This is a genomic window from Pseudobdellovibrionaceae bacterium (assembly GCA_023898385.1).
Taxonomy (GTDB): Bacteria; Bdellovibrionota; Bdellovibrionia; order Bdellovibrionales; family UBA1609.
In genome coordinates this window covers 677,037-696,253 of the sequence record CP060220.1, presented here as the reverse complement: position 1 = coordinate 696,253, position 19,217 = coordinate 677,037, and the positions used below count along the sequence as shown (strand labels likewise).

27 protein-coding genes are annotated in these 19,217 nt (G+C 39.3%); 15 read left to right on the top strand and 12 right to left on the bottom strand.

What is annotated here, in order from left to right:
* Position 1 precedes the first annotated feature (1 nt).
* The 9 genes from H6626_02865 to H6626_02825 all read right to left on the bottom strand — a co-directional run bounded on the left by H6626_02865 (position 2) and on the right by H6626_02825 (position 6,165).
* Complete coding sequence (locus H6626_02865) at positions 2–700, bottom strand: hypothetical protein (protein ID USN48049.1); 699 nt, start codon at positions 698–700, stop codon at positions 2–4.
* Positions 701–741: 41 nt separating this feature from the next.
* Positions 742–1,185 (bottom strand): hypothetical protein, encoded by a 444-nt coding sequence (locus H6626_02860; GenBank protein ID USN48048.1) that lies wholly within the window; start codon positions 1,183–1,185, stop codon positions 742–744.
* A 98-nt stretch (positions 1,186–1,283) separates the two neighbouring features.
* A complete protein-coding gene (locus tag H6626_02855) occupies positions 1,284–3,710 on the bottom strand; it encodes a TraC family protein (protein ID USN48047.1) in 2,427 nt (808 codons plus the stop codon).
* On the bottom strand, positions 3,703–4,029 hold the full coding sequence (locus tag H6626_02850; GenBank protein USN48046.1) for a hypothetical protein: 327 nt from the start codon (positions 4,027–4,029) through the stop codon (positions 3,703–3,705). Before H6626_02850 ends, H6626_02855 begins: the two co-directional genes overlap by 8 nt.
* Complete coding sequence (locus H6626_02845; GenBank protein USN48045.1) at positions 4,022–4,297, bottom strand: TrbC/VirB2 family protein; 276 nt, start codon at positions 4,295–4,297, stop codon at positions 4,022–4,024. The genes H6626_02850 and H6626_02845 overlap by 8 nt, the downstream gene beginning before the upstream one ends.
* A 36-nt stretch (positions 4,298–4,333) precedes the next feature.
* Complete coding sequence (locus tag H6626_02840) at positions 4,334–4,672, bottom strand: hypothetical protein (protein ID USN48044.1); 339 nt, start codon at positions 4,670–4,672, stop codon at positions 4,334–4,336.
* A gap of 96 nt (positions 4,673–4,768) precedes the next feature.
* The gene (locus H6626_02835) at positions 4,769–5,131 is read right to left on the bottom strand and encodes a hypothetical protein (protein USN48043.1); all 363 of its coding nucleotides are present in this window, start codon (positions 5,129–5,131) and stop codon (positions 4,769–4,771) included.
* Between the two features lie 14 nt (positions 5,132–5,145).
* The gene (locus H6626_02830; GenBank protein USN48042.1) at positions 5,146–5,397 is read right to left on the bottom strand and encodes a hypothetical protein; all 252 of its coding nucleotides are present in this window, start codon (positions 5,395–5,397) and stop codon (positions 5,146–5,148) included.
* 294 nt (positions 5,398–5,691) lie between these two features.
* A complete protein-coding gene (locus tag H6626_02825) occupies positions 5,692–6,165 on the bottom strand; it encodes a sigma-70 family RNA polymerase sigma factor (protein ID USN48041.1) in 474 nt (157 codons plus the stop codon).
* Between the two features lie 329 nt (positions 6,166–6,494).
* Between H6626_02825 and H6626_02820 the strand changes: the two genes are divergently transcribed.
* Both H6626_02820 and H6626_02815 read left to right on the top strand, forming a co-directional pair.
* On the top strand, positions 6,495–7,289 hold the full coding sequence (locus tag H6626_02820) for a GNAT family N-acetyltransferase (protein ID USN48040.1): 795 nt from the start codon (positions 6,495–6,497) through the stop codon (positions 7,287–7,289).
* A gap of 9 nt (positions 7,290–7,298) precedes the next feature.
* Complete coding sequence (locus H6626_02815; protein USN48039.1) at positions 7,299–7,868, top strand: HEAT repeat domain-containing protein; 570 nt, start codon at positions 7,299–7,301, stop codon at positions 7,866–7,868.
* Positions 7,869–7,876: 8 nt separating this feature from the next.
* On the opposite strand, the gene H6626_02810 is transcribed toward H6626_02815, so the two are convergent.
* Positions 7,877–8,044, bottom strand: a complete 168-nt coding sequence (locus H6626_02810) for a helix-turn-helix domain-containing protein (protein USN48038.1) — start codon at positions 8,042–8,044, stop codon at positions 7,877–7,879.
* A 160-nt stretch (positions 8,045–8,204) separates the two neighbouring features.
* Here H6626_02810 and H6626_02805 point away from each other — a divergent pair, with 160 nt between their 5' ends.
* The 13 genes from H6626_02805 (at position 8,205) to H6626_02745 (ending at position 18,457) form a co-directional block, all read left to right on the top strand.
* Positions 8,205–8,465 (top strand): hypothetical protein, encoded by a 261-nt coding sequence (locus H6626_02805; GenBank protein ID USN48037.1) that lies wholly within the window; start codon positions 8,205–8,207, stop codon positions 8,463–8,465.
* 417 nt (positions 8,466–8,882) lie between these two features.
* Positions 8,883–10,331: a sigma-54-dependent Fis family transcriptional regulator gene (locus H6626_02800; GenBank protein ID USN48036.1), complete on the top strand. Its 1,449-nt coding sequence runs from the start codon at positions 8,883–8,885 to the stop codon at positions 10,329–10,331.
* A gap of 14 nt (positions 10,332–10,345) precedes the next feature.
* Positions 10,346–10,636, top strand: coding sequence for a hypothetical protein (locus tag H6626_02795; GenBank protein ID USN48035.1), 291 nt, complete (start codon positions 10,346–10,348; stop codon positions 10,634–10,636).
* 6 nt (positions 10,637–10,642) lie between these two features.
* Positions 10,643–12,193, top strand: coding sequence for a hypothetical protein (locus tag H6626_02790; protein USN48034.1), 1,551 nt, complete (start codon positions 10,643–10,645; stop codon positions 12,191–12,193).
* Positions 12,172–13,146: a YcaO-like family protein gene (locus tag H6626_02785; GenBank protein USN48033.1), complete on the top strand. Its 975-nt coding sequence runs from the start codon at positions 12,172–12,174 to the stop codon at positions 13,144–13,146. Before H6626_02790 ends, H6626_02785 begins: the two co-directional genes overlap by 22 nt.
* Before the next feature lie 2 nt (positions 13,147–13,148).
* A complete protein-coding gene (locus H6626_02780; GenBank protein ID USN48032.1) occupies positions 13,149–14,747 on the top strand; it encodes a HAMP domain-containing histidine kinase in 1,599 nt (532 codons plus the stop codon).
* Positions 14,748–14,901: 154 nt separating this feature from the next.
* Positions 14,902–15,312 (top strand): GFA family protein, encoded by a 411-nt coding sequence (locus H6626_02775; protein USN48031.1) that lies wholly within the window; start codon positions 14,902–14,904, stop codon positions 15,310–15,312.
* A 2-nt stretch (positions 15,313–15,314) separates the two neighbouring features.
* Complete coding sequence (locus H6626_02770) at positions 15,315–15,692, top strand: hypothetical protein (GenBank protein ID USN48030.1); 378 nt, start codon at positions 15,315–15,317, stop codon at positions 15,690–15,692.
* Complete coding sequence (locus tag H6626_02765) at positions 15,689–16,000, top strand: hypothetical protein (GenBank protein USN48029.1); 312 nt, start codon at positions 15,689–15,691, stop codon at positions 15,998–16,000. The genes H6626_02770 and H6626_02765 overlap by 4 nt, the downstream gene beginning before the upstream one ends.
* A gap of 13 nt (positions 16,001–16,013) precedes the next feature.
* On the top strand, positions 16,014–16,517 hold the full coding sequence (locus H6626_02760; protein ID USN48028.1) for a GNAT family N-acetyltransferase: 504 nt from the start codon (positions 16,014–16,016) through the stop codon (positions 16,515–16,517).
* On the top strand, positions 16,514–17,197 hold the full coding sequence (locus tag H6626_02755) for a hypothetical protein (protein USN48027.1): 684 nt from the start codon (positions 16,514–16,516) through the stop codon (positions 17,195–17,197). Before H6626_02760 ends, H6626_02755 begins: the two co-directional genes overlap by 4 nt.
* Before the next feature lie 13 nt (positions 17,198–17,210).
* Entirely contained in the window at positions 17,211–17,939 is a 729-nt protein-coding gene (locus tag H6626_02750) for a class I SAM-dependent methyltransferase (protein ID USN48026.1), read from the top strand.
* Positions 17,936–18,457 carry a hypothetical protein gene (locus tag H6626_02745; GenBank protein USN48025.1) on the top strand — a complete coding sequence of 174 codons (522 nt, stop codon included), beginning with the start codon at positions 17,936–17,938 and terminating at the stop codon, positions 18,455–18,457. Before H6626_02750 ends, H6626_02745 begins: the two co-directional genes overlap by 4 nt.
* Here the strand turns inward: H6626_02745 and H6626_02740 are convergent.
* Together H6626_02740 and H6626_02735 are read right to left on the bottom strand one after the other, a co-directional pair.
* Positions 18,454–18,627, bottom strand: a complete 174-nt coding sequence (locus H6626_02740) for a hypothetical protein (protein ID USN48024.1) — start codon at positions 18,625–18,627, stop codon at positions 18,454–18,456. The genes H6626_02745 and H6626_02740 overlap by 4 nt on opposite strands.
* Positions 18,624–18,980, bottom strand: coding sequence for a recombinase family protein (locus H6626_02735; protein ID USN48023.1), 357 nt, complete (start codon positions 18,978–18,980; stop codon positions 18,624–18,626). The genes H6626_02740 and H6626_02735 overlap by 4 nt, the downstream gene beginning before the upstream one ends.
* Positions 18,981–19,217: the final 237 nt, after the last annotated feature.

Here is a 19,217-nt window from a genome sequence, read left to right as displayed (position 1 = left end):
ATTACTGACCTTTAATCATTTTACCCAATTGACTAGCCAATTTCTCCAGTGCCTTCTTTTTTGCTTCGCCTATAAGAAACTTGTCATTTTCTCCAAAAGCAGCGACATAGGTTTTTTCATAAATTTCCTCAGACTCAGCAGTAATGTATAAAAACTCGTTTCTTACATCCCACATTGAAGCATTTGCCATAAACAGTGTATCGGCCTCTGACCCTGGAATAAAAAGAGCGGGAGCCAAAAGAATATATGTCCACCCCCAATTATTTATGTACCTATCAACATCTGCAACGCCGCTAATAATAAGAACTGCATCCGCCCCATGTTTTGCGGCAGCCATGCGGATAGACTTAACGTCCTCTTCCTGCACAAGTGAACTGATAATTGGAAATACCTGAGAAACAATTTTTTCTTCTTTTAATTTCTCAGCTTCTTTTATCAACGATTCTTTATCTTCTTCGCTCCATCTCCAAGTTGAATTAACTGCACCATTTTGAATTGGGTTCTTAAAATACACTGCAAGCTTAAAGGGTTTTGGCAGATTGGCTTTCTTTTTTAATGTCTTAGCAATGTCTGTATCATCCGTAACTGGATTGACAACGCCAATTTGTTCTTTCAAATCCCCTCTATTGAAACCTTTTTTACTTGCACAACCAACGCAGGCAAAAATAAGAATCCAGATTAAACTTTGTAGCAATTTCATAAACTCCCCTTAAGACTAAATTCTAAAAAATTTGAATAGTATTATTTGCCGGAGACATAGCAGTCTAACGTAATGTTTGGATCGAAGTCGGTATCTTCAACATCCAAAATTGTACTGGCTCGAACAAATTTTGAATCTTTGTCAAAAACTGTTGAAACACGAGCTGCGATACTTCCGTCTTCTTTTTCAATCAAGGCTTCAGCTTGTAACACATTTCCTACTGGAGAATCTAAAAGTGTACCCGTTGAAACTTTAATCTGACCCCATTCTTTCGATTCCTTATCAATCAATTTCAAGAAATAAGGAGTTTCATGTTCGTCAGAAACAATTTTAAAAGATTTAGTCTCTGCTACACGAGTATGATAAGCACCATCTGCATCAAGCCAAAAGAGAGATTTTCGTGCCACACATTCATGAGTTGCGGCTATGGCATATCCAGAAATAAAGTTTACCAAAATCACCAATAATATTTGTCCACGGTTCATTTTTCCCCCTTATATATGGTTCCGATTAATACTCTTGGCACATTTTCTTGTAAACGAATGAATAACTGAAGCGGCCAATATTTCATATAATGCGCCGCTCAAGACCCAAAAGCCAGCAGTTCCAACACATCTAGCTTACTCAATTCAGGGTTCTCAGCCTCCGTATGGGCGATGAGCATTTTGTCGTTGGCGTCCGAAGTGGAAAACCAATGGCTCAGTGGCTCTGGTACGAGCTGCAAAATGGCTTCGTTTTCATCCTGAAGATAATAAAACTCGCTATACTCGCCCTTTTTGATTTGGAGACTTTTGATCCGTTCCACTTGCGTGTCGTTGAAATCAAATGTTTTCTTAAAATCATCCCAATCAATTTTTCTCTGCCTTAAAATAATCACGCTGGTTGTGTTGGTCATCAGCGCATCCCGTAGAGCTTTGTCGGCCATAAAGTCTTTGTAGTTCTGGCTCAAACACCAAATGCCACTTTTAAATTTTCTCCATGTCCGATAGCAAGTAATAACGACTTGCCTTGCAAGCTCTGATTGAAAAAGTCTTTCGGCTTCGTCGATAATCAGCAAATATTCACGCTCAATATCTGAAGAGGCAACGTCTTGAATATATGAAGTGAGCAACAGTAAAAGAACGTCTTTTAAATCCGAATAATTACTTAAGTGCTGAACTTCAATCGAAACAAGGTCTTTGGAGAGCTTCACGTTGGTTTGTCCGTCGAGCATTTGCCCGTAAGCTGATGAACCAGTCCAGCTATAAAGAATTTCACCAAACTTTCTCATCTGCTCATCTTTGTGATTATCAAGGAGCATTTTTAAGTCTGAAAGTGTTGGCGTTTTGTTCTTCACTTCGCTATAGACCTTGTGAACTTGTTCCTCTAGCAATGCCTTTTCGCGCTTCCCAAGTGCTTTTTTGTCTTCATCCTTTAGAATCATCTCCAATACTGCCAAAACAGTACGAATCCGATCAGGGCTTGGTGTTGTCTCTCCCTCTTTGAGATCAAACATATTCAGGCATAGATCAGAGTCCAGGTTTAAGTCTAGGAACTCACCATCTAAAATCTCAATCAGCCGTTTTGAAGAGGCACCGTTATCTATCCACACGATTCTAGGGCGGAGCAATTTGCCAGCCTCATTGATTCTGGTTTTGCCGTAAAACATCGCCATGAGTTGAACCACGGTGTAGCTTTTTCCGCTTCCAGAACCACCAAACACAATGCCGTTCCAAGCGGGCAAATGATCCGCATAGGGATCAAGAGAGAAAAGGCTTCCGTCCCTTGTTGGGAGCAAGCAAACGGCTCTCGGATTACCAGACCAACTGGCATAAACAGGCATCAGGTGAGACGCGTTGCTTGATTTCATTTTTTTGTGTCGAACACCTTCACATCTGCCAGGAATTGATTTTAAAAATACCTCTTTGGATGCCAAGGTTTCTTGCAAACCCTCGGCTTGGTTCATTGTTCTAAAGGTTTTTAAAATTTCATCGGTCTTGTCATCAAGCTCCGCTTTTGTCTTTCCCCAAATGATGACGTTAAAATCAGACGACAAAAGTTTTTGTGAACCTTCTAAAAGATTTGAAAGCAAGCCTTCAATTTGACCCAATTTATTTTCTGACTCTAAATCGCTGACGTTTTGACTGCCTGAAGCCATCGAGTGAGCAATACGACGTTTTAATTCCAGTGATGATTTTTCTTTCGCCTGGTCGAGCAAATGAATCGACTGGCTGATCCAGAAGTGAAAAGGCACTGAAGAAAATATATTTCCCATCGAAGCAAAAGTTTGACCCTCTGGTAGCAGCGCAAGGCTAATTGTCCTGAACTTGTAATCACCAATGTTGATTGAGTCTTTGTCCCACGTCAAATCCGTGAGAGTCAGTTGTTCACTGATGGATGGATCAAGAAAGCTTTCTGATTCTCGAAACTGGGATTTTCCAATCTTTTCAACTCTCGTTAGGTTTAAATATTCAAAGACAAGATCAAACCACTCACTTGGTGAAAGAATCGAGGGCGACAATTTTGCAGAACCTAAAAGAGATTCCACTTGTTTGACCACACGAAGAAATTTTTCCTTCTTTTCTAAATAGTCTTTTTCAGAAATTGGCTCAAACTGCTTATTTGAAGCAAAAAGACTTTGCCTTTTCATGTTGAATGACTGACTTCTAATAAAAAAATAAATGCTTGGAACAAAATATTTCTTTTGCTCCTGATTTTTTCTATAAAACTTTAATCTCGCATCGGCAATACGTTTGTAGGAGCCTTCAATATCTTTTGAAAGCTCTTGATGGTTTTCAATTAAATTTTCGATATTGGAAGACAGTTTGTAGAAAACCTGTAACCGGATACCTTCATCACAAGATACAAGTAAATTTTCAAGGCATTGGCTCAATTGATTAATTGCCGACTCAGAAGCGCAAGTAATATCAAAGCCTGATAGCTTAAATCCTGCGCCCAGTGATCCGTCACTGAAAACCATCAGGTTTTCATCAAAATGCCAAAAACCCAGTTCATCAACTAAGCTACTCATAGATTTTTAACCTCATTTTGTTATTGTTTTTTGATTCCATTCCAGCCGAGAAAAACCCAGGTTCTAAATAAAACCGAATCAGGTGGGCCATGAAATTCTCAGGCTTGCCTTTCTTGCCAAAATAAAAGACGGCGATAATGAGAACCGGACCACCAATAACCAATGGAATTTCTAAAGCAGTGCCACCAAAGAAAAGGTTCATTACAGCACCAAAGATTAGAGCAATAAGAAGATCGAGGGCCTCAAGGCCCCCGATCTTAAATTTTGCATCTAAATTTCGATGCACTTCAGAAGTATGAACTTCTATAGCTTTACCCACCAACGGCGGATTGAAACCAGCGAATAATAAGCGGCGCGAGAAATCCAATCACGCTCGCAATCACCACTAAAATCATGCGCTTTTTAGCTCCTTCATCACCACTGGCAGCAAGCATGGCCGCATAGAGAAGGCCAAGTATTGCCACGGCGGGAAGTATCACCGACATCAAGTTATTGGTAAAGCCTTGGATTCGGCTTTCAAATCCACTACCACCAAAACTTTGGGCTAAAGCAGGGTCAGCAACAAACAGCAATCCACCGACCATCATAATGGCCCCAACTAACCAGATATTTTTTGAAATCATTTAGTCGTTAAGGTAGAGAACCAATGTTTTGAATTTAGACCCGTAATTAATGAAGACATTTCCATCTGTCTTAGCATCACTATATCCCGTTCCCACAAGTTGACGTTTCAGAAATGTGCCGTCTTTTCTTTTTATGACTAGCTCCATTCTGTACTCAACTCGGTCATTTTCACTTGCAAATGGTTTGAGGAAGTATTGCTTTTCGCTGGGCTCCTCATCAATTTTAAGCAAGTATTCACCATATTTGGTGTTGTAAAAGCTGACTCCGGCGTGGTTGACTGTATTATCTCTTGGATCAAGCCAGCCGAGAATCAATGTTTCTCCGTTTTTATTTGTCATGAAAGACTCCTTTTAATTTAAAAAATTGACACTTCCCTTGGAATCTTCCCGTAAACTTAATTTTAGACTTTCCCTTTCTCCCTGTGATTATCATGTTTAAGCGACTGCCAATTGCACCGTTTCACAAGTTTTATAGCGGGCCAGGTTGATATAGATGTTTGTGCTGTCGTACAAATCCCACTCTAATTGAATCAGCCCCGCATTGCGGCCATGCAAAAGGTATCCAACACCCACTCGCTCCAATTCTTCGTTCTCTAGATTTTCAAAGTAGATGACGTAATCATGAGCGGCATTGATGTCTGTTTCTGGCTCCAACGTGTAGCCTTCTTTTTCCAGACCATTAATGAGAAGTTCACAAAAATCGGCGTCTTCATCGTAGTACCCATGACCAATGCTGCGAATTTTTAATACGTTTCCTTTTTTACTTTTTCTGCCTTTAAATATATCGAATAAATTCATATTGCCCCCTTTAGTTAAGCTGATAGTGATATTCTTAATGCTCTTGAAAAACGCGGATGCTTCATGCAGTCTTTTTTCAGAGAAATCATGGCGTCCTTAAGTAATACGTCTGCTTCACCCCAAGAAACTCGAAGTGATTTTGCAATTTCAAAAATTGAGTAGTTGTGCCAAAAACGCAGAACAATGGCTTTCTTCTGTTTTGATGGCAGTCTTTTAAGGAGCGATCTCACAACGACCTGATCCTCTGCTGAAAAATCTGAAAACACTTAAAACCCCCTTGATAAAAAAATTGCTTTTGATTTAACTCTTTCCATTTCTTCAATGGTGTGTTGCTGGATTCTGATTTGTTCCCAATCCTTTTCAGCAGGTATTTTGGACTTAAACCAAAACCAGTTTAAAACTTTGCGAATCAGTTTTATATTGACCTCCGTAGTTTATGTTTTCTGGGATAAATATTTTTTATCCCTTCACTAATACGGAAAATGTCAACCAAATCGACAAAAGTGGATTTTTGGAAACTAACCGCAACCTTTTGCAACTTTTGGCAACCATAGATCGAATCATGAGGCCATCAGTGTTTTTGCTAGGTCAGCCATCTTTTTTATAGAGCCATTTTCTAGTTCTTTTTTGATTTGCTCCCGCGCAGCCTTCAAAATTTTTGAAACGGCTTGGCGACTGACCCCATGCTCTTGTGCAATTTTAGGAATGCTAAGACCTTCCCAATAAAATTTGTGGATGAATTGTTGCTGAGTATAAGTGAGCTTACCAATACACCCTCTAAGCGCATATTTAAGAGCGGCATATTTTTCCTCTGAAGCCATAGAAAAAAGAAGCTCTGTGCATTCTTTCGCCGTGAAGTTTTCAATCTCATGGGGAACTTCAAGCGTGTCTTCTCGTTGACCGACTTCAAAGTTTTCTAAATATTCATTCCAGGCGTCGAGACCCCAAGATTTGCAATCTTCTTTTATTTCCTCTTCTGACTTGAGCTTGCCATTAGAATTAAGCCACGGCTTTTTATTTTTTGTACTTTCCATTTTTCCTCCCGTTAGTTGTCTCGCCACATTTGATGACGAGCATGGTTTCGGGAGGCTCTTATTACAGGGATTGTGCCAATAATAAGATTTCGCTAAACACTTAAAATTAAAGGCTTTCCGTATTTCTAAATTTTCAAAAATATTTGATGAGGTGGCGGCGTTACGACGGCAAATTTAAAAAACGTAATAAAAATAATATTTTGATGACTGGCGAGATTACGCCGAAAAACCAACCATTCGCCACCTCTTGAAAAAAATGAATATGCAAAGAATTCCCCCATTAGCTTAAATATTGCTTTTATGTCCAGGTTTAAGATATGTGAATGCCTATGAACTTTGATATTAAAATTGCGAAAAAGGTGGATTTGGAAGGTGTTCTGAAACAATTACGGCGTCAAGGAGTTGCTAATGCCTGGTCAATTCAAGACTTAACGGTTTGGCCAAACCAGTCCAAGTTTTTCTATGTCCAAAATTCAGATCAATTTAGCTACCTTCTCATTTCAGGCCATCCAGCTTCACATGGGCACCCCACCTTGATTGCTAATGGTAATGAAGATGCTGTTAAATCTCTATTTATTTCTGCTGAACTCCACGAACCCTTTGTAGTTAGAGAAACTCCAGCGCATTTGCTACCAGTTATTGAAGAACTTTATCCTGACGCAAAAGTATTTCTAGAGCAACGAATGGATGTTTCAAGAAATACATACATTCCGCAACATACTGGCAACGCTCGCAAATTAAGTGGTGATGATGCAAATTATTTGGCAAAGTTTTTTGGTGCTCCACCACAAGCGGCGGAACGCTTCAAAGGTTGGCTGAACGGAGCAAAACTTTTCTTGGGAATTTTTGTCGAAGATCGACTTGCCGCAATTGGTTCGTCTATGGTGAGCATACCTGAAGCATGGAATTTAGTTTCGATAGAGACTCACAAAGATTTTCGAAGAAGAGGTCTTGCGACAGAAATAACCTCTGCATTGGTGTCTCATGCTTTAGAATTTACTCAAATTGTCACTGTCACCGTTGTAAAAAGTAATCTTCCAGCCGTCCATACCTATGAAAAAATAGGCTTTGATTTTGCCGAGGATCGAATCTGGGTAGACAATGGAACTGGATCTAAACCATGAGTATTTGTAATGATTAAAAACAAAGAAATTGTAAACTGTATTAATAAACTGAATACTCCTAGCGATTCTATTGCAGAAAAATATATTCAAAAATTAGCAAAAATAGGTGAAAACGCAGTTCCCCTTTTGCTTGAATCTGCACAAAATCCAGAGAGCCCGAGAATAAGAAAATGGAGCCTCCAAGCTTTAGGAGCAATTGGAGATATACGAGCAGTTCCCATTTTAATTGAGGCATTAGATCATGAGAACATGACAATAAAGCTCCATGCTATTCGCGGCTTAACTCGGATGAAATATAAAAAAGCGGGAAAAAAAATTGCCACTTTATTGAAAGACAAAAGTGGTGGAATTCGTAGCAATGCAATTGCATCTTTAATTGAACTAGATGCTAAAGCAAATACTTCTGAAATACCAAAATGTTTAAAAGATCCGATGTGGTACATTCGACAAATGGCTTGTAATGCTTGCGGACATTTTAAAATAATAAAATCAAAAGCCATTCTTGATCGTCTTGCAAAAAAAGACGAAAGAAAAGCGGTCAGAGTCGCAGCCCAAAATGCTTTGCAAAAATTAGCCTAGTTAGTTTATTACTCAGGCTTTTTCAATAGCTGAAGCGGGTCTTTCTCGCCCAAGCCTTTACCAAGAGCTTCAAGAACAGAAAACTTCATATCTTCGGAGCGGCCCTGTTCAATCTTGTGAATGGTCGCCATTGAGAGCTTGGACTTATTGGCAAGTTCCTGCTGCGTCAAATCCAATTCTGAACGACGCCTCTTTAAATTCGTTTTTAAATTATTAAGCCAACTATCAAGCATGAAAACAGTATAGCTAAATGCCTGACTGCTGTAATTAGTATTGCAATACTGATTATTGTAATATATAGTTCTCTCAATTTACAAGATCGAAAGAGGCTTTAAAATGGAAAACATAGAGCATCTAACACCGACAAAGGTCCAAAAGGTTGCCGAGCGCATTTCTAGCGTTTCTTCATCTTTAAACGGAGTCGGCAGCCTCTTTCGATTCCAGGCTCAAGAATCCTGTATTGATGGCGATGAGTACGCAGGGATTGGCATTCTCCTTCAAGAGTTTTCAAAAGAACTCATGCGTGTTGAGGATATTCTTCGCTGCGGCTTCGATAGCTTGGCAAAATCCGAGTGCGACGAAACCATGAAAGGATAAATCAAAATTTAAAAATGGAATGGCTGCCATTAGCGAATCCCACTAAAAATCCATGAAAAAACTTCAACTTTTAAAGTTTTTTATGGGATTGGCACTTTTTCGCCACCTCTTAGTAAATACTTGAAAAGTAAATAATTTTAATTACCTACTTCGTTTTCATTAAATTTTACTTTTTAAATCGGCGTGATCTCGCCACCTCTTCAATTGACTAAACTTTCATTGTTTTTAATAGCTTAGATGCTTTTTATCTAAGCAACTGGCGGGATGCCGCCACCAATTGGACTTTCAATCGAAAATTGTTTAGAAGCAAAGTGGGGAAAATGCTTCTAGTTACAAGTACCTACACAATTTAGTTTGCAGCTCCTGCTCTTGGCCCCTTCCTTGCTTTAAGTGTGTCGCGTGACATTGGGGGTGTAAATGAGATCAAAAATTTTAATCATAGATGACGAACAAGATTGCATTGATGCTTACAAGCGCATCTTCTCAAATCTTGACCGTGAGATTGATTATTTTCAATCGCCCGAAGTGGCTCTGGAAACATTTAAAGAAAATCCATTTCAATATTCAGTGGCATTTATTGATTACCAGTATCGCAGAGATGGTGAGGTCAAAAGACTTGGAGTTGAAATTGCCAAGCAAATCAAGTCACTCAATCCCATGCTCACGGTCTGTATTGTTTCAGGAGATGATTCGCAAGAAGCCCTTCAGTCTTGGCTTCAAGCCTCTGTAGACAATTATCTTTACAAGCCACTAAGAAAAGACGAGGCGATCACTTTTACTGAACATCATATATTAGGCTATGAACATGACTTTGCTCCCATCAAGAGACTTGATAAAGAATCTGACAACAAAGCAATTTTAGAAAAATTAAAAATTATTGGAGAATCAGAAGCCATTGTTGAATGTGCAAAAGTGGCTCTACGGTTTTCAAAAAGTGATCTTAATGTGCTTTTACTTGGTGAAACCGGAACTGGAAAAGAATTATTTGCTCACGGCATCCACAACAATTCAAAATCAAGTCATCTAGGGATTTATCCCATCAACTGCTCAAACTATAAAGAAAACTCGCAACTGCTTGAGGTCGAGCTTTTTGGTAGCGAAAAAGGTTCTTTTACGGGTGCCGAGAAAAAAGCAGGAATACTGGAGGTCGCCAACGGCGGCACCGTTTTTCTGGATGAAATTCATCATCTTAGTGAAGCGGCACAATCTAAATTGCTTCGAGTTCTCCAAGAAAGAAAAATTCGCCGCGTTGGTGGACAAAAAGAATACCCTGTGAGGTTTCGTCTGATTGCTGCGGGAAAACCCGACTTGCTAGAGCTTTGTGAAAAGGGCAAGTTTTCTCTTGATCTCTATTATCGTCTTAAAGGTTTGGACTTACTCATACCACCACTGAGGGATCGAAAACGTGACATTCGCCCACTGGTTGCATCGTTTTTAGACGGCATCAAAGATCGCACTGGCAGAGAAAAACAAATTTCAGCAAGAACTCTGGAGTTTTTAGAAAAATACGACTGGCCTGGAAACGTCAGAGAGCTACTTCAAGTCATTGAAAAATTAAATGTCCTTGTGGATGAAGATGTCATTGCACCAAAGCACCTTCCAGAAAATATCCGTCAGGGAGAAACTATTGAAAGCTCACTTCTAACATTAACGGAATTAGATGAAGAATACCGTAAGAAACAAATCAGTCTAATTTTAAATACACTTGATGAAGTCAATTACAACTTCACCGAGGCAACAAAGCGACTTGGGCTTGGAGAGAAAAGATCCACTCTAAGATCAAGAATGAAACATTTAAACATTAAAGACCTTTCTGAAAGGGAAAAGTCAGGTCTTTTACACCAAATAACAGCAAATTTTTTATAACGGGAGGGAAAACCATGACTAAAAAACTAATTGCGACAATCGCATTTTTAACATTGTCCTACGGGGCGCACGCGGAAAATAATCCAGAAAATCCATACACTGATTATATTTCAGAACAACAAAACAACGAACAGCTCGTTTTAGAGTTTCGTGACGTATTGGAGTTGATGCTGCAAAAAGGCTTGGCTGAAAAAACAGAAGATGGCGTCACTTTATCTAAGGATGGAAAGTCAATTCTGGACCAACTCAGAGAAGAAGGTCGAGTCAATGAAGTAACAACTATGGGCGGATCAATTTGTTGGTAAGGCAATATGAAGAAAAAAATTATTTTTGTCGTAACGGGACTGGTGCTAGTATTAGCTGGCATCATGTCTTTGAATCAGGAAAATCAAATGAAAACAACAAGTGACACATTACGAGTGGCCTTTCCATATAACCGAAAGGTTACGGATTACGAGCCGACACAAATTCACCTGGCTCCTGAATATATTTTTCTAGAAAATACATTCAGTCCACTCATTGATCTATCAAAGGACAAAGGCGATCCTATTTCGGCGGTCGCTAAAAGTTTTCAATGGGTTGGCGATGAACTGCACTTTGAAATTCGCGATGACTTATTCACCATTGACGGCATTAAAATCACGGCCAAAGATGCTGAATTTTCTTTGAAACGACTACTTGTTTTGTCAGAAAACACCCACGGCAATTTTAAAGACTTGATCTGTTCTGGGAAAAAACTGGAGTCCATCGACGAGCCTTGTAGCGGGATTGAGGTCAGAGGAAACACCCTAGTTTTAAAACCTGGGGAACAAAAGCCATTTTTGTTAAAAATGGTGGCAGCCATTGATTTTGCCATCATACCTATTGGTTCAGTGGACAAAAATACGCTGAAAATTACGGACTATAGAAACACATCTGGCCTTTACTACGTTGAAAGTGATGACGGTCACGGAAATGTTGCTTTAGCTGTCAACAGCAAACACTTTCATTATGATAAATCTGTGCCACAAAAAATTGAGCTTGTTCCCAGTGGCATCGACGGGGCCGCGAATTCCTTATCTCTCTTTCAGGAAGGAAAAGTGGATTTTGTCACTACCATTGATAAACTCAACCCAGAAAAGGTCATTCAATTCTCAGAGCAAGAATCAGACACCGAACTTCACAGCACAATGAATATTAGAACCTTCGTGGCCGTCTACACACCAAAAGCAATTTCTCGGTTGAGCCAAGAAAAACGCTTAATGGTTGGTAAATCTTTAAAGAAGGTTTTCAGAGATTATTACAAAAATACCTCTGGCTATGAGCCAACAGATCAGTTTTTTCCACCTTACGGTGACGGTGGCCTGACCAAAGAGAACCGTACAAAACTCGAAGATACGTTTAAGAATATTGAAGAGGCCACTGACGGAACAGGGCTTCACTTGTCGATTGTGCGATTTGGTAATGCCAGCGAGTATATTCCACTTATTGAAAAGGCATTGCGTGGAATTAAAATTACAGAAGACAACAATATTCCTGCTTTCATTCAATATAAAAATGAAAGTGAGATTCCCGATATTTATTTGGGCGGTCCTGATACCGGATTTATGGAGGACATTGGTTTGATTTCTTACTCCATGAACGCTGGAATCTTTGGCTATAAAAAATCAGAGGCTCAAGCCTGGCTTAAAGATTATATGCAGATTTTGGACAAAGAAGAGAGATTAAAGCGACTCAGGGAATTACATTATCAAGTGCTATCAAGCCCAGCATTGATTCCACTTGTAAGTGCGCCCTATGTCGCTTTAGCAAGAAAACCTTGGAAGATTGAACTTTCACAAATATATGCGAACAACCCACTATGGCTAGTAAAGAAAAATTAGCCCAATGGCTTTTTGACAACAGAAATCAACTTCAGCTCAAAACGCTATTGGGCACTTGGGTCAAAGATTGGCTTCCTGGCTTTAATGACATTAGGGTTCAGCTACAAGTCGATGGAAAACCCTATACAGGTAGAGGCATCGCTGCTGACCAAGACCAGGCATTTCTCATTGCTGGAGCTGAAGCGATTGAACGGGCTTATTGCGATAATCTTGGCATTCACTCAAACGGTATTGCTTTGCATACCAATGAGGAAAACGCCAAACTCAATGCAAAAATGGAGCTTCTTGAGCGCGACGGGTTTCTTTGTCATTTTTTAACAAAAACACCTTTTGCTGATCTTAAAACCCCAAGCGGAATCAATATTGATTTTGAACAAATTAAAAATAGGCTTAAAAATCTAAGGGTCGAAATCACTCTCAAAAAAGTGATCTATTCTTATCCTCAAATCACTTTATGTATTGCTCGCAAAACCGAAGGTGAAAATCCATTTAGCTGCATATTGGGTTTGGGATCACACGAAGATATAAAAGTATCTACAACCAAAGCCATCACTGAATGCCTAAGCAATGTCGTGTGGAGACTTGAAGACAAGAATGTGAAGACTATCAACATTGAAAATTTCAAGAATAAGAGCCATCACAGTTCAATGGATCACCAGATGCTCTATCTTGAAGATGACAATGACCTCTCTTTGAACTGGATTTTTTATAGTGAAAATTCCAGCAACACAGTTGAAGCGGAAAGCGAAATTGAGCTTTCAACCTTAAAAAGTAATATTTTGATTTTAGATGAAGCTCCCATTGTCGTTATTAGGGCCATGTCGAATGATCTTCAAAATATTTTTTATGGTCCGACAACTTTGGAAAAAATAAATATGAAACGATTGCATCAATTTACTGGGTCAAGCGTTGATGAGTCCAATATTAACTGGATGCCTCACCCCATAGGATAGATATGAATAGCCAAGCTGCCGATAAAAATTTATTGACTCGATTGCTGTTAATTCAGCTCGGCTTTATTTCATTTATTTTGGGCTTATTCTTATTTTCAACGGCCATCAACAAACAGGAGATGGCAAAGCAAATTACCTATCAAGTGCAGTCGCAGCTTAAAAGTGCGCCAAGCCGAGAGGTGCCAGAGGCTTTAGCTGCAGCCCAAATTGAAAACTTTAATGCGACTGGGTACTTTGATGAAAATGGTCATAGGGTCTTTACGCTGCCAGCGTCTCTCAATCCATCTTATTTTTCTAAACGCGGCATTTGGGAAACTCTCACCAACGGCCTTATTGAGATCAAAGTTTACTTTGATGACGAGCAAAAAAATGTTGCGGGAACCCTCAAGTTTGTCTATCCAAGATTTTCATTTGTTCCTTACGCCCTTATTTTTTGGATTTTATGTGTATTTGGATCGGTAATCTTATTCAGACACTATAGAAAAGTCTGGCTGTCTTCATTAGAAACTGAGGACGCAAAAAAACAAAACGCGCTTGTTTCACAAATTATCGGACAAGTGAATCACGATTTGAAGTCTCCTATTCAAACACTCTTTGCCGTGGTGGATGATTCAGAGAATTTATCAGAACGAGATAAAAACTCCATTTATTCTGCAATTGAACGCATTCAAGGTATAACGGGCGATTTAAAGTCATTGGTTAAATCAGGTAAGTCTACAAATGATAGTCTTGTGCCAGCAAAGAGCGATCAAAAAATATTGCACTTTGCCTCATCACTGAAACAACTTTGCGAAGAAAAGAAAATTGCCTACAAAGACCATCAATTCAGTTTGGAATTTGAAGTCGATACCGAAGCCTTATCAAAAGCCGCCTATATATCAGAGAGTGACTTCTTGCGTGTCTGCTCGAATCTTTTAAGAAATTCTGTTGAGGCCATTGAATCTAAATTCAGCGAGCAAGTTGGCGGAAAAATTTCAGTCAAAATGCAAAAGCACGATAATTGTATTCAGATTTCGTTTTATGACAATGGCGTGGGTATTCCCAAAGACCACTACGGCAAAATAAAACAAGAAGGCTTCACATTTGGTAAACCAAACGGCACTGGTCTTGGCCTACACTACGTTTTTCAAAAAATGGAGCAATGGAACGGCAATATTGCCCTTGAATCACAATTGAATGATTGGACTCGGTTTGATTTGTTCATTCCTTTTGAGCCAGAGATAGATATTTATAAAAGTGAATTAAATCTTGATTGCTACGAAACGATTCTTGTACTTGACGACGACAAATCTGTTTTTGAGCGATGGTCGCGGAAACTAAAAAATTTCAAAGGACAAATTGCTTACATCAACAGCCCTGGGCAAATTAAAGAATACGCCGAAAACATTAGAAGCAAAAAATGTTTAGCCCTTATAGACCAAGAGATTCGCGGCAGCTCCTACAGTGGCCTTTCGATCATCATAGACTATGGTCTTTCAAAGGAAGCGGTCCTTGTAACCAACAACTATGCAAATAGCGATATTTACCAAAAGGTCAAAGAGCTTGGGGGCTGGATCGTTCCAAAGCCCATTATTGAAGAAATGCTGATTCAGCAACGATAGCTATTGTAGTGGGGTTAATTTTCCACTAACAGCTTGAGTTGCGCGCCGGGCCAGGTCTCCAAATCACCCTATTTGGTAGACTTCAAAATGGACAACTTTTGGCGAATACGTTACGTTGCATCATCGTTGATTTGCCTAATACCGAGGGGGGAAAATGCACAAAGGGTCTTGTTTATGTGGCTCTATAAAATTTGAAGTTTCCTGTGATTTGCCACCGCCCAGTGCTTGTCATTGTCGTGAATGTAGAAAACATTCAGGCCATTATGAAGCATCTGCCGACGTTCCTCGATCTGCTGTGACAATTTCTGGTGAAGACTCTGTAAAGTGGTATGAGTCTTCTGGAAAAGTAAGGCGTGGTTTCTGTTCAAACTGTGGCTCCACACTATTTTGGGACCCATTGGATAAAAGTAAGCATGACTGGACTGCAATAGCCCTGGGGGCATTTGATACTCCAACAAATACAAAATTAAAGCAGCACATATTTACTGCTGAAAAGGGAGACTATTACGACATTACAGATGGCTTACCACAAATTGAAGACCCTCGGCGACAGAAGGAGTTGTAAAGATGCCTGTTCTAAATATGCGCGCCCTGCCTCAAAAAGTTGGAGTTGATATACAGTCCGCACTCAAAAAGACTGCTGTTGCGATCAGCGAGGTTTATGGCTGTGACCCCAAACACGTTTGGGCCACCTGGCAAGAAATTCAACCAAGGCTTTATGTTGAAGGAACTAACAGTGAAGATATTCAGCCAGAGCACACCCATCCCCCGATAGGTGAACTTATCTGCTTTGAAGGAAAGTCTCAGGACGCAATAGAAAAGGTTCTCTTGGTTGCCGCCTCGACATTGAGTAAAGAGCTGAATATCCCAGATAATATTTTTATAACCTATCGAGAAGCTAAGTCTGGCCAAGTTGTCGCAGGAAATGGAGTTGTTAGAAAATGAAGCTAGAAATTAATTTGAAGGAACCGACCTTATACGCCATATTTTTAAATAAAGTTGAAGGCAAAGAACTATCTAAAGAGATTATTGAAAATCATGTCAGCCATTTAAGATCACTCGATGAGCAAAATAAATTGGTTTTAAGTGGACCTTTTTCCGATCATGGTTCGGGGCTGGTTATTGTGACTGTCTCAGATAAAAGTGAGGCCATTTCTATTGCAGAAAGTGATCCTTTCGTAAAAGAAGGGGTTCGATCTTTTGAAGTTCGTAGTTGGCAAATAGCTCATCGAGAAAACAATTATTTAGGATAGTTTTTAACTTATTATGGAAAATGAAATCAGAAACTTAAAAATAACAAAAGGTCAATTTCATGAAGCCGAAGAACTTAGCCAACTTGCAATAAAATCAAAAGCTCACTGGCCATATGATAAAGAGTTTATTGAAAACTGTAAAATAGATCTAATCATTTCAAAAGACCTTGCATCAAGTGATTTCCTTCGAGTTGCGAGACTAAATAATCAAATTATTGGTTTTTACAGTTTCAAATTAGAGAACGACCCTGAAATGGAACACCTATTTGTGGAACCGGACTTTATCGGAAAAGGGATTGGCTTGAAACTTTGGCAACACTCTCTCAAATTTGCAGCTAGTAAAGGGTGGGAGAAGTTTAAGATTGTTGCCGACCCATTTGCAGCGGAAAAATTTTATCTAAGGGTTGGTTGTAAGTTGATCGGTACATTTCAATCTCCAATCAGGAAGGACCGAAAATTACCTCTTCTAGAGTACAGGTTGTCAAACGATTCCTCCACATTAAGGACTATCCTATGAAAAGGATATTGTTAATATTAATTTCATTTGCTCATTTTGGTTGTTCTTCAATATCAAAAGCTAATCAAGATTTGACAGATATTCAACCTTGCCGCCAAGATGTTCCACGACAAAAATTAAGGTCCGAAGAGTTGCAAACAATTGTTAAAGCCGATCAAGATGATCGTGAAAATTTCAACAATAAAACTCAAGATGAACTCTTTGAAATGCTCAAAAGGGATATTACACGAAGAAAGCGTGTTGGAGAAATTTTTGGAGAAGGATGCTTTAAAGACGCCAAAGACTTTTCTGCTGCTGCATTGGTATATCAACATGGAGATGTGCCGGATCATTTTTTTCAAGCCTTTATATGGGCTAAAAGAGCTGTTGATCTAGGAGATAAAAGTCAAAAACATCTTATGGCACTAGCAATAGATAGGTATTTGGTAAATATTGGACACAAACAACTCTTTGCGAGTCAAGCGTCTAAATCGAACGTGAATGATCCCAATTCTTGCTGGTGTATGCAGCAAATTGAAAAAACATTTCCCGAAAAATTAAGAATAGAAGGCGCAGGAAAATCACTTACAAAAGCATTTGATTGGCTTGAAGAACTTAACCAAGGAAAAAATTGTCCTAATACTGAATGTGATGTGGAACTTAGTCCTTCACCAAAAGGCACTGTTCCAGGGTTTTGGTAAGGCGAGAGAAAATATGGCTGATAAAATATTTGAAGATCAACGGTTAGTAAATATCTACGATTGTTTTGATGGGCAGCGAGATGACCTCCAACATTACTTAGCAATTGCCAATGAATTAAATGCTAACTCAATCCTCGACATCGGCTGTGGCACAGGTTGCTTTGCTAGTCTCCTTGGCAAAAACGGATTTGAGGTAATTGGCTTAGAGCCAGCCGAAGCATCTTTAAATATGGCGAAGACGAAACCTTATACCGAAAATGTGAAGTGGATTCTGGGAGATACTACTGACCTTCCTTCGATTAAAGTTGATTTAGCAGTAATGACTGGAAATGTTGCTCAAGTCTTTCTTGAAGATAAATCTTGGGAACAAACTCTTAAATCAATACATAAGGCACTCTACACCAACGGTCATCTTGTTTTTGAAGTTAGAGACCCGTCTAAAAAAGCCTGGCTTGATTGGACAAAAGACAAAACTGAAAAGAAATTGGAAGTGCCAAATATAGGAGTTGTAAATAGCTGGTGCGAAGTGACTTCTGTTTCAGATGAATTTGTAAGTTTTCGTTGGAATTATTTTTTTGAAGCTGATGGAGAAGCAATCACTTCCGATTCAACATTACGGTTTCGTGAAAAAGAAGACATCATTCAATCACTTGAAAAGTCAGGATATGCCATCAAAGAAATTAGAGATGCTCCAGATCGACCAGGGAAAGAATTTGTCTTTATCGCTGAGACAAAATCATGACAGATAATAAAGAATTTGATGCTCTATTCTTATGGAATCAAAGACGAGTAGAAGATGTTCGATTTTGGTGTGAGCCAGAATTATCAAATAAAGCTATAGAAAAAATTGCCATAAATTTTGATGTAAACAATATAGATGGCTTCGTTGCTTTAGAAGCAAGGGGATTTTTCTTAGCTGGCATGGCTACTCAACTCTATAAAAAACCCTCTCTCGTTATTCGTAAACACAAAAACTTCTATGACAAAATGGAACACAAAAAGATAGAGTTTTTTAATTGGAAAAATGAAAAAGAGGCACTGACCATTTTAAAAAACACGATACCAAAAGGGAAAAACTTTTTAATTGTTGATGACATCATTGATACTGGGGCTTCTTTAAGAGCAAGCAACGAGTTAATGAAAAGGCTGGACCTCAACTTAGCTGGCGCATTTTATCTTCTTAATTCAATCGGAGAAGAAGGCACAAGCCAATTTGACTTTCCGATCAAGAGTCTCTTAACAAGAAAGTTGTTTACTTAAAAAGGTAACTTTTTGCCCGTCAACTTTTGAGCAAACGGCTCTGACTTGGAAAGGCCCTTGTCAATACGCTTGATTGCCGCTTTTTCGACATTAAAAAGCAATTCTTTGGCTGCATAGCCGGAGCCAAGCAAAAACATGATAGTCATTATTAGGTTGACGATTGTATTCATTTCTTCCCCCCTGGTTTACATTTGGACTTATAAATCCCTTCTCGTTTCAAAATTGTTACGACCATGTGATGATGCCACCCTTTGCCTTGCTGCTTAGTGGGAATCTTCATGGTGTCGAGGGTGCGAGCAATGCCCCTGGCCGTCATGCCCTCTTCGTGCATTTTCTTAATTGTCTCTATGGTGCGAAGTTCCTTTTTAAAGTCGATTGTTCGCCCATTGAGGACACGTTTCCCATAAGATCGGGAATGGTCTTTGTGATATTTTGAAGGCTCTCTGAGCGGAATATTGTGCCTTAAAAGCAGGTCTCTGATGTGAGTTTTTGAGGACGAAAATTCACTGGCAATTTCCCTCATTGAGAGCCTTTTTTCGAGATATTTTTCCTTGAGGACGGCCTCTGAAATTGTCGGAAAAGTAATGTAAGTTACTGATTCCATTGAAAACTGAGGATTGAGGACGGATTCTGCATATTGGTTGGTAGCGTCCACCATTATGACCAAGATGACACATACATCTTACAGACACCATCAAGAACGAACCATGGAAGCAAGACGAGCGACCGAGCCCCAAGGGGGCGAGGGAGCGAAGCCTGC